This is a genomic window from Streptomyces sp. NPDC056128 (genome assembly GCF_042263835.1).
Classification (GTDB): domain Bacteria; phylum Actinomycetota; class Actinomycetes; order Streptomycetales; family Streptomycetaceae; genus Streptomyces.
This window is the reverse complement of the sequence record NZ_JBHJVQ010000002.1, coordinates 456,851-471,482: the sequence shown is the minus strand read 5'-3', so window position 1 is coordinate 471,482 and position 14,632 is coordinate 456,851. Positions and strand designations below refer to the sequence as shown.

The following is a 14,632-nucleotide window of genomic DNA, read 5'->3' as shown; positions in this document are numbered from 1 at the left end:
GTGGGGGGCGCGGGGGGGGGGGGGGGGGGGGGGGGGGGGGGGGGCCCCCCCCCCCCCCCCCCCACGGCCCGGCGGCCTGGGTCCGGCCGGGCAGTGGCTCCCGCCCGGCCGGGGCTGCTGCTACGCGGCGACCGGTTCGCGCTCAGTGACACGACACCGGGTGAGCACGGTCTGTGCGGTCTCGCCGTAGATGCTGTGGTCCTTGACCGTGCCGGTCAGCTCGACCTCGTCGCCCTGGTCGGGGATGTCGGCGGCGGAACTGAACCAGACGAACACGTTGCCGCTCGGGTCCTGGAACTTCACCAGTCGGCGGCGCTGGGTGTGGTAGCCGTACGTCCGGCCCTCCAGCTCGATCACGGTGGTGACGGTGGCGGTGGTGGTGATGCGCTCGCCCACGGTGCCCTGCGGCTTCGAGTTCTGAGCGGCCCGCTCGGTGGCCGCCTTCTCCTGGTCGCGGTACCAACCCGCGATGGCGCTCACCAGCGTCGGCAGGTGGCGCGGGTCGACGGTCTCACCCTTCGCCAACTGGCCAACCTTGTGGCGGTAGTCGGAGAGGCTGCCGTATCCCTGGACGGCCCATGCCTGGACGGCGGCGGCGGTGGTCGGCGCGTCGGGGTCGACGTCGATAGCGGCCCGCCAGTCCATCGGGGCCTTGCGGTCGAAGAAGTACGCTTCGACGCCGTCGGCGGTCGGCATCGTGTTCTTCCACTGCTCGGATCGGCTGTAGAACCTGCCCTCCGTCTTCACGATGGCGGCGGTCACCCGCAGGACCTCGATCACCGGGACACGGAGATCGGCCGGGATGCCGACTTCCTCGCCGTCCCAATCGGAGTCCTTCAGCGTGCCGAACCGCCACAGGGCCTCAAGCCCCTTGATCGGCAGACCGGTGTACGGCTCCACGCAGGTCGTGCCCAACTGCCGCATCTCGCCGTTCTCGTGGCGCGCGAGGTAGGTGGCGGTGCGGTGGCGGGAGACGGCGCACCCGTGGCAGAAGTTCTCGATGGCGCGGTACTGGCGCGCGGCTTCGGCGTCCTGCTCGGGCAGACCGGGGAACAGGCTGGTGATCGTCTCGCCCTCCTCGTCGTGGTCCAGGCGGGCGAGGACGGTCCAGCCGTGGTGACGGGGGATGTCGCCGGAGATCGTCACGGTGACGGTGGGGCGCTTTCCGATGAGGCGGCCGTCGATGTCGTGGTAGTCGGCCAGGAACGGCTTGGAGATGTCGAGCGTGTACGCGCTGAGGTGGTGGACGGCGGCGCGGGCGTTGGTGGCCTCGACAAGCTGATGGACGCGGGACTGGGCCGTGGCGGGGATGGAAAAACGCATGGCTGCGCTGGTCATCGTGGGTGCTCCTGCTGGTGAGAGAGGAATCGCGGGCCCGGCCGGGCGGGTTGCCCTCCGCGTACGGCCGGTCTCGGGCCGGCTGGCGGCCCGTCGTGGCGGAGGGGGGTGCCCTCCCCCTCCGCCACAATTAATTAAACCATGTTTAGAGGTGTGGGGCAAGCATCCCGGCCGGGGATGTCGAGTGCGGCGCGGTCGCGGAGGAACGCGGCGAACAGGGCGGCGGTGTAGCTGTCGGCGGTGCCGTACGTGCGGCGGCAGTCCAGTGCTCCGATGCGCTCGCCACGGTGGTGGACGGGGAACGGCTGGCCGGGGGCCGGGATGGCGAGCGCGCACAGTCCGCGCGGCGTGTCCACGCGCAGGACGACGGCGGCGGCCTGGTGGTCGTAGGCGGCGGACCAGCGGGCGGGCCCGATGCCGAACTCTGCGAGTCCGCCCGCGATGGCGCGGGCCTGCATGATGTCGGCGGTGGTGCCGGGATCGGGCTCGGCGGGGGCGGGAACGCATCCGCAACCGTGGTCGTCGGCGTGGGTCTCGAACAGAGCTGTACGGGTCACTGTGGGGCTCCTGGGGTGGCCGGGGGCGGGAGAGTTCCCCGCCCCCGGCGTCGGGCGGCTGAGGCGGTTAGGCGGCGGCTTCGTCGTCGCTGGCCGGGTCGTCGGCTTCCTCGGCCTCCGGCTCGCCCGTCTCCTCGTCGGTGCCGGGCTCCTGCTCGGCCTCCGGCTCACTGCCCGACGTAATCGCGCGGGGCCTCTTCTTCGACTGGTCGTACGGCTCCTCGTCCACGACCGACTGCTCAATGGGCGTGAGCGGGTAGCCGAGAGACGCGAGCACCTGGAACCAGCGGCCGGTGGGCTTCCGGGTCCACGGGGCGTGCTGGCTGTCCGTCCTCCACGCGGACCGGTTCGCGCACTTCTCCCGTACGGCGGCGATGGCGGCGAACTGGAGCTGCGGGGCCCTGCGGGGGTCCTTGGCGACGTGCCCGGCGAAGCTGCCCCGGTCCTTGGCCTGCTCGGTGCTCAGCCCCAGGAAGGCGGCCAGAATCTCGGTCGTCGGCTCCTTGGTCAGATCATCAAGACCCCAACTAGCGTTCAACAGAGCGTTGTTCACGTGACCGATCAGGGTGTTGGTCGTGGCCTTCGGGAGGTTGCGCCGCTTGATCAGATCGGTGATCCACTTCCGGCGCAGGGCCTCGGCCGCGTCCCAGTCGATGTTCCCCTTCTTGACGGCGGCGCGGGCCGCGCGCTCGGCCTCCGCCTCGGTGGCGGTCTTCGTGCCGCCGCTGCCGCTGCTGCCGTCGGGCACCGTGTGACCGTACAGGCCCGGGGCGGAGCAGTAGGGCTCGTACCGGTCTGCCCGCCGGTCGTCGAACACCCACACCAGCCCCTTGCAGTCGGCGTGCTCCTCGGTGCTGAGGCCTCGCAGTCGCCACACGGGCATGGCGCGCTCGGACAGCTCCTCGGCGTCCCGGATCTTCTGCCCGGCCGCCTCCAGCTCCGCGCGGTGGGCCTCGGCCTTGGTCCGCTTGTCGCGTTTGGTCCGCTCGACGGCGATGGCCCAGTCAACGTCTCCCTCGCCGGCGTCGTCCTCGGCGGCGGCCTCGGTGATCGCGGAGAGCGCTTCGGCGTCGTCCGCGAACTCCGACAGCGCGGCCAGGTGCTCGAACGTCCACTCGTAGCTGCTCGCACCGCTGACGGCGGCCGACAGCTTCTCGTCGGACCGGACCTTGACCAGCGTCTTGACGTCCTTCTGTCGCACTCCTGCGGCCTTGGCGATGCGGCCCACCTGCGCGCCCGCCTCGGCCGCGCTGAACATGGCCTGGTTCATCTCGGACGCGGTCAGGCTCTTGCGGTGCTGGGCAGTCGTGATCATGTCGAGGAACTGGCCCGCCGCGTCGCGGTCGTCGTCCTCCCACTCGTACGGCAGGTGGGTAAGGCCCGCGTCCGTCGCGGCGTGGTAGCGGCGGTTTCCGTCGTTGACCTGGAGGACTCCGCCGTCAAGGCGCTGGATCTTGACGGGGATGCGGCACCCCTCGGTGCGGAGCGATTCCACGAACGGTGCGTTGAGGTCCAGGTCTTCGCGGGCGTTCTTCGGGTGCGAGGTGAGCGCGTCGATCCGGATGACGGGGCGCGGGGTGACCGGCACGGTCTCCAGCCCTGCGGCGACGGCGGCGGCCAGTCGCTGGAACCCGTCGATGACCTGCGGCACGTCGCCGTGGGTACGCACGACGTAAAGCGGCTCCACGACGCCGTTGCCCTTCACGTCGGCCAGCAGATCAGCCGGGGCCTCGATGTCGCGGACGTTGCCGGGGTGCGCGGCCAGCTCGGCGACCGTGAGGGTCGGCCACGGGGCAGGGGCGGTCTGGACGCCGGCCTGGGTCTTGCTGTTCGTCATCGGTCTTCTTCCTGGCGAGAGTTCGTCGGGCCGTTCGGCCCGGTGGGGTGTCGGTCGGGGGGTTGCCCTCCCCCTTCCGACATCATTAATTAAACCATGTTCTTGAGGGTGGGGCAACCGGGGATGGTGTGATCGCCGTCACTCGGGTGTAGGGCTGCGGCGGTGCGGATCATGGCGGCGGCCTCGGCGGTGGTGCACTCGGGCTCGTCTCCCCAGCACCACAGGAGGGTGCGCCGGTAGGCGTCCCCCGTGAGCTTCAGCTTTCGCCACCGGACGCCGGACACGGGACGGCCGTTGACCTGGTTGCTGAGCACCACAAGGGAGTCGAACAGGGCGCGCTGGAAGATGTCCCACGATTCACCGCGTACGGACCAGCGGGGCCGGACGGAGCGCACGCCGCGCTCCCATGCGTGCAGCACGGTGCACGGGGCGGTGTCGCCCATCCGGCCGGGCTGCCAGAGGTGGTCACCCTGGTAGAGCCCAACCCGTTCGATGTGGTTGGCGGCGGCCGTGAGGATGCGGGCGGGGGTGGCCGCAGTTCGACGCTGGGGCATGGCGTTCCCCTGGAAGGGCGAAGGGGTCAAGAGGGGCTGACGGCGGGCTTGGCCTGGTTCAGCTCGGACCACTCAAGGAAGTCCTGCCGGGCGGTGTCGTAGCACTCGCCGTGATAGTGGCCCTGCCACCATTCGGAAGGGTCAGGGCCGAAGGACTTCGGGATGACGGCGGTAACCCATTCGTCTCCGTTGTGGAGCAGCACCGTACGCATGCCGGTCTTGCGGTTGGTGTGGAAGCTGAACACTTCGTGATTGCCGATCTTCACGGCTTGCCCTCCGGGGCGTCTTCGAAATTCCGGGGCGCGGCCAGTCAGGAACCCGCGCCGAGAGCGGGGCCGGGGCGGCGACTGCCGCCCCGGCAGGTTGGGCGGTTCAGCGCACGAGCGCTCCGGCCGCCGTGGCACCGATGCGGCGGGTGCCTCCGATGTCGGCGCGGTCGCCTGCGGCGGCTCCGTCGCCGTACCCGTTGCCGCTGTACGAGCCGCCCCTCGTCCGGGTTCGTGGGTGCTCCTGCCGAAATGCGGACTCGACCATGGCCGCACGGTCGGCAAGCACGAGTTCGCCGCTGCGGCCGGTGGCCGAGGTCTCCCCGCTGGCGGCGGCGCGGGCGGCCTGCTCGATCGCTTCGAGCCGGTCAGTGACGCGCTCGATGAAACCGAGCTGCCACGAGTTCCGCCACGCCCGCGCGCTGCGGACGCCGAACGGGATGACCTGTGCGCCGAGTCCGCCGAGCATCTGGAGAACGAGGGAGGTGTAAAGGATCTCGACGCGCTGCACGTCGGACTCGTACCCGATGAGGTGGACGCGGCGCACGCCCCCCGCACCCTGCACGCCCATGTGGACGGCCTTGCATCCGACGGCATCCGCTATGAAGCACATGAGGCGGACGCGGGACATGGCCCACGGGTTGGGGAGATCGACGTACCGGTCCGTTATCCCGTCACGCGACGGCTGGCCATCGCTCAACAGGGCCTCGTCAACGCCGTACTTCGCCATCATCTCCATCGCCCGGTCACGGGCGTTTTCGGCCTCCGCCTCGGGAGTTGCAGGGTGCTCGGCCTTGGCGAGCAGGGCCTGAATGGTGGCCAGTTTGGGGTTCACGTCAGCCTGGGGAGTCCCCATTGCTCTGCTCCTGGTGAGAGAGGTTGCCGGCGGCCGGTCGGCCTGCCGTGTGCCGGTCGGGGGTTGCCCTCCCCTTCCGACATCAATAATTAAACCATGTTCTACGGGTTAGGTCAACCCGGATACATGCCCTGACCTGCACTTTTCCTGCACCACCGACGCGCACCCGCCCGGCCGAGCCCGGCCATAACGGGCCTGGGCGGGGTTCCCTCCTCGGTCGGACAGCTCCGCCGTATCAGGGTTCCGGGCGCGGTGTCCTGGCTCGCGAAGCGACCGCGCAGCGGCTCGGCCTGGACGCCGTGCCCGGGTTCCTGATACGCCCCCTGGGTGTCCGACCGAGGAGGGAACCCCGCCTTCACCACCCGCACCACAACGCTCCCGCACCCAACCAACCAGCCCCCACCCCCTCCGAGGAGGACCCGCCGGAGGCTGCCTTTCGCTCTGGACGGCACACAACGAACTCGTGGTTCGAGATGTCCGCGGACCTGTGCCTACGGTGCGCGCGACGAGCAGTGACTTCGAACAGAACTGGGGGCCAGGGTGAGCACCAATTCGGCAGGACCGGTGAGCGCGTCGGAGCTGCGGCGGCGGGTTCGCGCTGCTGAAGCACTGAAGGCGAAGACGCGGGAGATGGCCGCCGCGAACGCGCTGACTGCACGTGAAGCCGCGGCGAAGGCGGCCAGGGCGAAGGAGGAGGCCGACGTCACGGCGCGGGAAGCCGCTACTGTCGTCCTGCGGCTGTTCGACAGCGACGCCGAGTTGGTCTCGGAACTGCTGGGCGTCCCGGCGGAGGAGCTGGAACGGGAGGCGAAGCCTGTTACCGCCGCTCGGGCGAAGGAAGTCATCGAAGAGCTGCGAGCCCGCGCCGAACGGCCCCGCTCCACCCGTCCCCGCAAGCCTCGGACGGATGCGGCAGACGCGGCTTCCTCGACGTCAGACGCCCAGGCCCCGGTCGTTACGACGAACGACGGCCGGGCTGATGCCGCCTGAGAACGACTTCGGGCCCGGCCTCTTCCCGCTCGCGGCGGTGAACGGGTCCGGGCCCGTTCACGTTGATGAGCAACTCTCCCTCATCGGCGAGCCGACGCCTGTCCGCATACCGGCCGTTGAGTGGATGGCCTGGCTGGCCGACGAGTCCGTTCAAGCCCGGTACTGGGCGAAGGTCTACCGGACCCCGTCGACCAAGGACTGCTGGTTCTTCCTCGGCGGGATCTCGAGCACCGGCCATGCCAGCTTCAGGGCCGCCTCGCGGCCGGGCAGGACGCGACGTGGCACGGTGCCAGGCCACCTCTACGGGTACCAGCTCGCTCACGGTGTCATCCCTCGGCTCGGCTGGGGAACCGACAGCCCGACCGTCTGCCACACCTGCGACAACCACTCCTGCCAGCAGCTCGCACACCTACGACTGGGCACGGCAGCGGAGAACCGAGCCGAATGGGTGGCCCGCCGCAGAGACCCGGGCAGTCCCCTCGCCGACCTCCGAGGCCCGGCCGGACGCTCGCGCGCCATTGGCGCCGCTATCCGGGCCGGCAAACTCGGCGGGGAGACCACAGCGGAGATCGCCGCGCGCATCCAGGTCGTGATTGCAGCAGGACGCCCCCTCAGCCTCTGGTGACGAACGACCGACGAGAGAGGCCGGACGCCCCTGCGGATGTCCGGCCTCTGTCGCTCCGAGAAGCGCTTCAGGCCACCTTGGCAAGCTCTTTCGGGATCGCAGCGCCCATCGCCCACTTGACGGCTGCCACAACCTCGTCGTCCGAGGCCTCTAGCAGATGCCCATATCGGTCGACGGTCGTTGTGATCGACTCGTGGCCAAGACGAGCCTGTATCACCGGCAGCGGCACCTTTCCGGCGATGAGCCAGGAGGCGTGGGTGTGGCGTAGGTCGTGGATCCGCGGGCGCTTGGTGAGACCAGCGGCGTTGGCCGCGTCCAGAGCAGGCTTCCAGCGGTGTGCGAAGAACACGCCGGAGTGCCACGCCGCACCCTCTGGCGCGGTGAAGACCAGGTCAGTCGGCTTTTTCCCCAGGCAGCGCCGCTGGAACAGCTTCACCTGCTCGGGAGTGAGTACGAGAGTCCGTCGCGACTTTTTCGTCTTGGGGGCGCCGAGGAAGGTTCCGCCCTCGCCGCGCCGCTTCCACGCGCGCTGTACGCGGAGCGTCGGCCGCTTGGACGCGAAGGTGAAGTCCCGAGGCTGTAGCGCCGTCACCTCACCCCACCGGAGGCCGGTACTCACCAGTGCGTCGACGATGTCGACGGCGTCGGCACGCACGTGCTCCCTCAGCAGGGCGTACTCCTCGGGTTCGAGGAAGACCTCGTCGTCCTCGGCGTCGTTCCCCTTGGGCAAGCGGGTGTGGGCGCACGGGTTCGAGTCGCGCAGGGCGGGGTCGGCGCTCACAGCGGACTGGAAGATGCTGTAGAGCAAGCCGTGAAGATTGGCGATCGTCTTCGGTGCGTACGCCCGGCGCTGCGTGCCCACAGGATGCAGGGGGCCAGGCCTCCCGTGCTGAAGGTCCAGAATCCACTGACTGACGTGGTCTCGGGTGAGCCTGCTCCCCCGGTCCGAGACGGACAGCTCACCGAACCACGGGATCATGTGGTTATCAATGAACCTGGTGTAGTTAGTTCTAGTGTGGTCCGATATGTCCGTCAACAGCCTCACATAGGCGTGCGCGTAGACAGAGAACCTCTCCGAGTCCGGCATCGCGGGCTCGCCCGGCTCAACGAAACCCTCGCCTTTGACCCACCCCGGCGGCCATTGCTGTCCGTGACCATTCACTAGGTCGCGGAAACGTTTCGCCACCCCTTCGTCGTCAAAGGTTTCGCGCTGGGTCTGCCCCGTTCGGGAGCCGCCAGTCCGCCACATCACGGTGTAGGAAGGGTCGCCGCTCAGGCGTTCGTTGGTCCTGACGTAAGCCATATGAAGGAGCTTACGGCGAGTCGGTGCAGCGTTCGTGCAGCGAAGGCTGTGCCCCGACTAGCGTCGAAACGACGTTTCCGCAGGTCAAGACGATTCTGCTGAAGTGGGGCGGGTGGGACTCGAACCCACGGCCGACGGATTATGAGTCCGCTGCTCTAACCGGCTGAGCTACCGCCCCATAGCGGCGTGTCGCGTACAGGTGTGCGCGCCGTCTGCCGCAGCATAGCCGCTCATACGATCTCCTGCCTCGGATGGTCGGCTGCCGCGACGCCTTCATGACCTTGAGGACTCCGCGGCGTGCCGCGTGGTTCCCGGGACATGGAAGGAGACATGAAAAAGGACCCCTGAGGGGTCCTCGTTCACCGTGCTCCCCCGACTGGACTCGAACCAGTAACCTGCCGGTTAACAGCCGGCTGCTCTGCCAATTGAGCTACGGAGGACCGAGCTCCCCGGACTGGACTCGAACCAGTAACCTGCCGGTTAACAGCCGGCTGCTCTGCCAATTGAGCTACCGAGGAAAGTCTCGTGTCGCATCGAACGCGTCGGCCTGGGTATTCGCCAGGGGGCGCGCGCTCGCTGCGACACATACATTAGCGCAAGCAGGGGGGTGCTCCGCCAATCGGTACTCTCCGGCACCTCGGAGCCAGCGAAGAGAAGGGTGGCAGCCATGCGTTACCGGCTCACGTTCGTCGTCGGACTAGCGGCGGGATACGTGCTCGGCACGAAGGCCGGGCGGGAGCGTTACGAGCAGTTGCGGAAGTCCGCGCGGCAGGTCGCGCAGAACCCGGCGGTGCGCAACACCGCCGAGTCGGCGGCCCAGCAGGGCAGGCACTTCGCCGACAAGGCGTACCACGTGGTGAGCGACAAGGTGGGTGACCGGATGCCCGACTCGGTGGCCCAGCGGGTCCGCTCCCTGCGGGAACGCAGCACGAACGGCACCGGTCCGGACGACTGGGGCACCAGCAACACCTGAGGCTCCTGTCATCACCGTGCCCCCACCGGGTACGGACACCGCTCCCCGTGCGGCAGAATTTCGGGCATGGGGATAGTCGCCGGGTTGGACAGTTCGCCCGATTTCACTCGTATCGTCGTCTGCGATTCGGACACGGGCGCCGTGCTGCGCCAGGGCTACGCGCCGCACCCGCTGGAGAGCCCCGAGGGCGGGGGCCGGCCCGCAGACGTCGATCCGCAGGCCTGGCTGCTCTCCCTCGGAGAGGCGGCCGGCGGCGGACTGCTGGAGGGCGTGCAGGCCATCGGCGTGTCGGCGCAGGCCAACTCCGTGGTGCCGCTGGACGCGCAGGGCAACACCGTGCGCCCGGCCATGGTGGGCGGGGACAAGCGCGCTCAGGTGGCCGCGGCCGATCTGATCGACGGACTCGGCGGCCGTGAGGCGTGGGCGCAGGCCGTGGGCTCGGTGCCGCAGGCCGCGCAGCCGGTGACGAAGCTGCGCTGGCTGGCACGGAACGAGCCGGACGCCGCCGCGCGCACCGCCGTCCTGCTCCAGGCCCACGACTGGCTGGTGTGGCAGCTGCTCGGACGGCCGGTCCGGCGGACCACCGACCGGGGCGGGGCCTCCGGGACCGGCTACTGGTCGGCGGCGACCGGCGGTTACCGTCCCGACCTCGTCGAGCTGGCGCTCGGCCACCAGGTGATGCTGCCGGAGGTGATCGGCCCGGCCGAGGCCGCCGGTACGACACCGGAGGGGCTGCTGATCTCCGCCGGTACCGGCGAGACCCAGGCCGCCGCCTTCGGGCTCGGCATCGGGCTGGGCGACGCGGTGGTGTCGCTCGGCGCGTCCGGCTCCGTGATGGCCGTGCACACCGAGCCGCTCGTCGACCAGTCCGGGATGATCACCGCCCTCGCCGACGCCACCGGCATGCACCTCCCGGTCGTCACCACCCTGAACGCCGTACGGACCCTGCGCGGCGCCGCCGAGCTGCTCGGTGTGCCGGACCTGGAAAGCCTGTCCGAGCTGGCGATGAAGTCGACGCCCGGCGCGCACGGGCTGGTGCTGCTCCCCTACCTGGAGGGCGAGCGGACGCCGAACCTCCCGCACACCGCCGGCACCCTCGCCGGCCTGAGGCGCGAGTCGATGCGGCCGGAGCACCTGGCGCGGGCCGCGTTCGAGGGGATGCTGTGCGGTCTCGGCGACGCCCTCGACGTGCTGCGCGGCCGGGGCGTGGACGTGCGCCGGGTCTTCCTGCTGGGCGCGGCGGCCGAGCTGCCGGCCGTGCAGGCGGCGGCGCCCGCGCTGTTCGGGACGCAGGTCGTCGTGCCGCAGCCCGCGGACTACGCGGCGATCGGGTCGGCCCGGCAGGCGGCCTGGGCGCTGGGCGCGTCCCAGGGCACGCTGGACCCGCGCACCCCGCCCGTCTGGCAGGGCGCGGTGGCCCAGGTGCTGGAGCCGGGCGAGGAGCTGGCGGTGGGGCAGGCCGTGCGGCAGCAGTTCGTCTCGGTGCGCGAGCAGACCCACCCGGGCGCGCTGCGTACCTGACGCGGGGCGCGGTGGCGCTCGTAGGCCGGAATTTGCCGCGCTCTTGGGTTAATCGGTTGAGGTAACGCAGGTCGAGTGTCCGACGATAGGGGCCAGGGGCAACCACTCGCCTCCGTCGCCGACCCCGAGAGACCCAGCGTGCTCATACGACTATTGCGGACCCATCTCAGGCCCTACAAGAAATCCATCGCCCTGCTGGTGGCGCTGCAGTTCCTGCAGACCTGCGCGTCGCTGTACCTGCCGACCCTGAACGCGGACATCATCGACAACGGTGTCGTGAAGGGGAACTCGGGCTACATCCTGAGCTACGGCGCCCTCATGATCGGCATCTCCCTGGCCCAGGTGGTGTGCAACATCGGCGCCGTCTACTACGGCGCGCGCACGGCCGCCGCCCTCGGCCGGGACGTGCGGGGTGCCGTCTTCGACCGGGTGCAGTCCTTCTCGGCGCGTGAGCTGGGCGACTTCGGCGCGCCCTCGCTGATCACCCGGACGACCAACGACGTGCAGCAGGTCCAGATGCTGGCCCTGATGACGTTCACGCTGATGGTGTCGGCGCCCATCATGTGCGTCGGCGGCATCGTGATGGCGCTCGGTCTGGACGTGCCGCTGTCCGGGGTGCTGGTCGCGGTCGTGCCGGTGCTGGCGGTCTGCGTCACGCTGATCGTGCGGCGGCTGCGCCCGCTGTTCCGGGCGATGCAGGCGCGGCTGGACACCGTCAACCGGGTGCTGCGCGAGCAGATCACCGGCAACCGCGTGATCCGCGCCTTCGTGCGGGACGAGTACGAGCAGCAGCGTTTCCGGAAGGCCAACACCGACCTCACCGAGGTGGCGCTGGGCACCGGCAACCTGCTCGCGCTGATGTTCCCGGTGGTGATGACGGTGGTGAACCTGTCGTCGATCGCCGTGGTGTGGTTCGGCGCCCACCGGATCGACAGCGGCGGGATGCAGATCGGCGACCTGACCGCGTTCCTCGCCTATCTGATGCAGATCGTCATGTCCGTGATGATGGCCACCTTCATGTTCATGATGGTGCCGCGCGCGGAGGTGTGCGCCGAGCGCATCCAGGAGGTCCTGGACACCGAGAGCAGCGTGGTGCCGCCGGTGGCGCCGGTCACCGAGCTGCGCCGGCACGGGCATCTGGAGATCCAAGGCGCCGGTTTCCGCTACCCGGGGGCCGAGGAGCCGGTGCTCAGGAACATCGAGCTGGTCGCCCGGCCGGGCGAGACGACCGCCGTCATCGGCTCGACCGGCAGCGGCAAGTCGACCCTTCTCGGGCTGGTCCCCCGGCTCTTCGACGCCACCGACGGGGCGGTGCTGGTCGACGGGGTAGACGTACGGACCGTCGATCCGAAGGTGCTGGCCAAGGTCGTGGGACTGGTGCCGCAGAAGCCGTACCTCTTCGCGGGCACCGTGGCGACCAATCTGCGCTACGGCAATCCGGACGCCACGGACGAGGAGCTGTGGCACGCCCTGGAGGTGGCGCAGGCCAAGGAGTTCGTCACCGAGCTGGAGGGCGGTCTCGACGCGCCGGTCGCGCAGGGCGGCACCAACGTGTCCGGCGGCCAGCGGCAGCGGCTCGCCATCGCCCGGACGCTGGTCCAGCGCCCGGAGATCTACCTCTTCGACGACTCCTTCTCCGCCCTCGACTACGCCACCGACGCGGCGCTGCGGGCCGAGCTGGGCCGGGAGACGGCCGAGGCGACCGTGGTGATCGTCGCGCAGCGGGTGGCGACCATCCGGGACGCGGACCGGATCGTGGTGCTGGACGAGGGGCGGGTGGTCGGCGTGGGCCGGCACCACGAGCTGATGACGGACAACGAGACCTATCGGGAGATCGTGCTCTCCCAGCTGACGGAAGCGGAGGCTGCCTGATGGCGGGGCCTGCGGGTCGCATGATGGCCGGGGGCGGTCCCGACCAGCGTTCGATGGACTTCAAGGGGTCGGGCAAGCGGCTCGTCGCGCGGTTCCGGCCGGAGCGGGCGACCCTGTTCACGCTGCTGGGCTGCTTGGTCGTCTCCGTCGGCCTCAACGTGGTCGGGCCGAAGATCCTCGGCCGGGCCACCGACCTGATCTTCGCGGGCATCGTCGGGCGGGACATGCCGTCCGGCGCCACGAAGGAACAGGTCCTGGACGGCATGCGGGAGCGCGGTGAGGGCAACGTCGCCGACATGCTCCGCAGCACCGACTTCACCCCGGGCCAGGGCATCGACTTCCACGCCGTGGGCCAGGTGCTACTGCTGGCGCTGGCCGTGTTCGCGGTGGCCGGGCTGCTGATGGCGGTCGCCACCCGGCTGGTGAACCGGGCGGTCAACCGCACCATGTTCCGGCTGCGCGAGGACGTGCAGACGAAGCTGTCGCGGCTGCCGCTGTCGTACTTCGACAAGCGGCAGCGCGGCGAGGTGCTGAGCCGCGCGACCAACGACATCGACAACATCGGGCAGACGCTCCAGCAGTCGATGGGGCAGCTGATCAACTCGCTGCTCACCATCATCGGCGTGCTGGCGATGATGTTCTACGTCTCCTGGATCCTGGCGCTGGTCGCGCTGGTGACCGTCCCGCTGTCGTTCGTGGTGGCCACCCGGGTGGGCAAGCGGTCGCAGCCGCAGTTCGTGCGGCAGTGGCGTACGACGGGGCAGCTGAACGCGCACATCGAGGAGATGTACACCGGGCACGCGCTGGTGAAGGTGTTCGGGCGGCAGGAGGAGTCGGCCAAGCAGTTCGCCGAGCAGAACGACGAGCTGTACGAGGCCGGGTTCAGGGCGCAGTTCAACAGCGGCATCATGCAGCCGCTGATGATGTTCGTGTCCAACCTGAACTACGTGCTGGTCGCGGTCGTCGGCGGCCTGCGGGTGGCCTCGGGTTCGCTGTCCATCGGTGACGTGCAGGCCTTCATCCAGTACTCCCGGCAGTTCTCCATGCCGCTGACGCAGGTGGCGTCGATGGCGAACCTGGTGCAGTCGGGTGTGGCCTCGGCGGAGCGGGTCTTCGAGCTGCTGGACGCCGAGGAGCAGTCGGCGGACCCGATCCCGGGCGCCCGGCCCGAGGACCTGCGCGGGCGGGTGGCGCTCGAGCAGGTGTCGTTCCGGTACGACCCGGAGAAGCCGCTGATCGAGGATCTGTCGCTGAAGGTGGAGCCGGGTCACACGGTCGCCATCGTCGGACCGACGGGGGCCGGCAAGACGACCCTGGTCAACCTGCTGATGCGGTTCTACGAGGTGTCCGGCGGGCGGATCACCCTGGACGGCGTGGACATCGCGAAGATGTCCCGGGACGAGCTGCGGGCCGGCATCGGCATGGTGCTCCAGGACACCTGGCTGTTCGGCGGCACCATCGCGGAGAACATCGCGTACGGGGCGGCGCGGGAGGTCACGCGCGGGGAGATCGAGGAGGCGGCGCGGGCCGCGCACGCCGACCGGTTCGTACGGACGCTGCCCGACGGCTACGACACGGTGATCGACGACGAGGGCTCGGGGGTGAGCGCCGGTGAGAAGCAGCTCATCACCATCGCGCGGGCGTTCCTGTCCGACCCGGTGATCCTGGTCCTCGACGAGGCGACGTCGTCCGTGGACACCCGTACCGAGGTGCTGATCCAGAAGGGGATGGCCAAGCTGGCGCACGGGCGGACCTCGTTCGTGATCGCGCACCGGCTGTCGACGATCCGGGACGCGGACACGATCCTCGTGATGGAGAACGGGTCGATCGTGGAGCAGGGCGCGCACACGGCGCTGCTCGCGGCGGGCGGGGCGTACGCACGGCTGTACCGGGCGCAGTTCGCGCAGGCGGTGGCCGAGGTGGAGTAGTGGCCCCGCCCG

At 69.9% G+C, this 14,632-nt stretch carries 13 protein-coding genes and 3 tRNA genes; 6 read left to right on the top strand and 10 right to left on the bottom strand.

The genetic code is table 11. The features are described from left to right. Nucleotides 1-120: 120 nt before the first annotated feature. From ACFC1X_RS06010 to ACFC1X_RS05985, 6 genes are all read right to left on the bottom strand, one after another. Nucleotides 121-1,338, bottom strand: coding sequence for a hypothetical protein (locus tag ACFC1X_RS06010; RefSeq protein ID WP_376349136.1), 1,218 nt, complete (start codon nucleotides 1,336-1,338; stop codon nucleotides 121-123). Nucleotides 1,339-1,472: 134 nt separating this feature from the next. After that, nucleotides 1,473-1,895, bottom strand: coding sequence for a hypothetical protein (locus ACFC1X_RS06005; RefSeq protein ID WP_376349134.1), 423 nt, complete (start codon nucleotides 1,893-1,895; stop codon nucleotides 1,473-1,475). Between the two features lie 67 nt (nucleotides 1,896-1,962). Beyond that, complete coding sequence (locus ACFC1X_RS06000) at nucleotides 1,963-3,732, bottom strand: ParB/RepB/Spo0J family partition protein (RefSeq protein ID WP_376349132.1); 1,770 nt, start codon at nucleotides 3,730-3,732, stop codon at nucleotides 1,963-1,965. A gap of 89 nt (nucleotides 3,733-3,821) precedes the next feature. Then, on the bottom strand, nucleotides 3,822-4,286 hold the full coding sequence (locus tag ACFC1X_RS05995) for a DUF6197 family protein (RefSeq protein ID WP_376349130.1): 465 nt from the start codon (nucleotides 4,284-4,286) through the stop codon (nucleotides 3,822-3,824). 26 nt (nucleotides 4,287-4,312) lie between these two features. Beyond that, complete coding sequence (locus ACFC1X_RS05990; protein ID WP_376349128.1) at nucleotides 4,313-4,552, bottom strand: hypothetical protein; 240 nt, start codon at nucleotides 4,550-4,552, stop codon at nucleotides 4,313-4,315. Nucleotides 4,553-4,658: 106 nt separating this feature from the next. After that, nucleotides 4,659-5,408: a DUF2786 domain-containing protein gene (locus tag ACFC1X_RS05985; protein ID WP_376349127.1), complete on the bottom strand. Its 750-nt coding sequence runs from the start codon at nucleotides 5,406-5,408 to the stop codon at nucleotides 4,659-4,661. Nucleotides 5,409-5,948: 540 nt separating this feature from the next. Between ACFC1X_RS05985 and ACFC1X_RS05980 the strand changes: the two genes are divergently transcribed. Both ACFC1X_RS05980 and ACFC1X_RS05975 read left to right on the top strand, forming a co-directional pair. Continuing rightward, nucleotides 5,949-6,398 (top strand): hypothetical protein, encoded by a 450-nt coding sequence (locus tag ACFC1X_RS05980; protein ID WP_376349125.1) that lies wholly within the window; start codon nucleotides 5,949-5,951, stop codon nucleotides 6,396-6,398. Then, nucleotides 6,388-7,023: a hypothetical protein gene (locus ACFC1X_RS05975; protein ID WP_376349123.1), complete on the top strand. Its 636-nt coding sequence runs from the start codon at nucleotides 6,388-6,390 to the stop codon at nucleotides 7,021-7,023. Before ACFC1X_RS05980 ends, ACFC1X_RS05975 begins: the two co-directional genes overlap by 11 nt. Nucleotides 7,024-7,090: 67 nt before the next feature. On the opposite strand, the gene ACFC1X_RS05970 is transcribed toward ACFC1X_RS05975, so the two are convergent. The 4 genes from ACFC1X_RS05970 to ACFC1X_RS05955 form a co-directional block, all read right to left on the bottom strand. After that, entirely contained in the window at nucleotides 7,091-8,326 is a 1,236-nt protein-coding gene (locus ACFC1X_RS05970; RefSeq protein WP_376349121.1) for a tyrosine-type recombinase/integrase, read from the bottom strand. Nucleotides 8,327-8,430: 104 nt separating this feature from the next. Further along, nucleotides 8,431-8,504 (bottom strand) — tRNA-Ile (locus tag ACFC1X_RS05965). Nucleotides 8,505-8,693: 189 nt separating this feature from the next. Then, nucleotides 8,694-8,766 (bottom strand) — tRNA-Asn (locus ACFC1X_RS05960). Between the two features lie 5 nt (nucleotides 8,767-8,771). Next, nucleotides 8,772-8,844: transfer RNA gene (locus ACFC1X_RS05955), tRNA-Asn, on the bottom strand. Nucleotides 8,845-8,993: 149 nt separating this feature from the next. On the opposite strand from ACFC1X_RS05955, the gene ACFC1X_RS05950 reads away from it, so the two are divergent. The 4 genes from ACFC1X_RS05950 (at nucleotide 8,994) to ACFC1X_RS05935 (ending at nucleotide 14,620) form a co-directional block, all read left to right on the top strand. Next, nucleotides 8,994-9,299 (top strand): YtxH domain-containing protein, encoded by a 306-nt coding sequence (locus ACFC1X_RS05950; RefSeq protein WP_307011884.1) that lies wholly within the window; start codon nucleotides 8,994-8,996, stop codon nucleotides 9,297-9,299. A gap of 66 nt (nucleotides 9,300-9,365) precedes the next feature. Beyond that, a complete protein-coding gene (locus tag ACFC1X_RS05945; RefSeq protein ID WP_307011885.1) occupies nucleotides 9,366-10,820 on the top strand; it encodes an FGGY-family carbohydrate kinase in 1,455 nt (484 codons plus the stop codon). Nucleotides 10,821-10,958: 138 nt separating this feature from the next. Next, on the top strand, nucleotides 10,959-12,692 hold the full coding sequence (locus tag ACFC1X_RS05940; protein ID WP_376349118.1) for an ABC transporter ATP-binding protein: 1,734 nt from the start codon (nucleotides 10,959-10,961) through the stop codon (nucleotides 12,690-12,692). Beyond that, nucleotides 12,692-14,620 (top strand): ABC transporter ATP-binding protein, encoded by a 1,929-nt coding sequence (locus ACFC1X_RS05935; protein ID WP_376349116.1) that lies wholly within the window; start codon nucleotides 12,692-12,694, stop codon nucleotides 14,618-14,620. Before ACFC1X_RS05940 ends, ACFC1X_RS05935 begins: the two co-directional genes overlap by 1 nt. Nucleotides 14,621-14,632 lie beyond the last annotated feature (12 nt).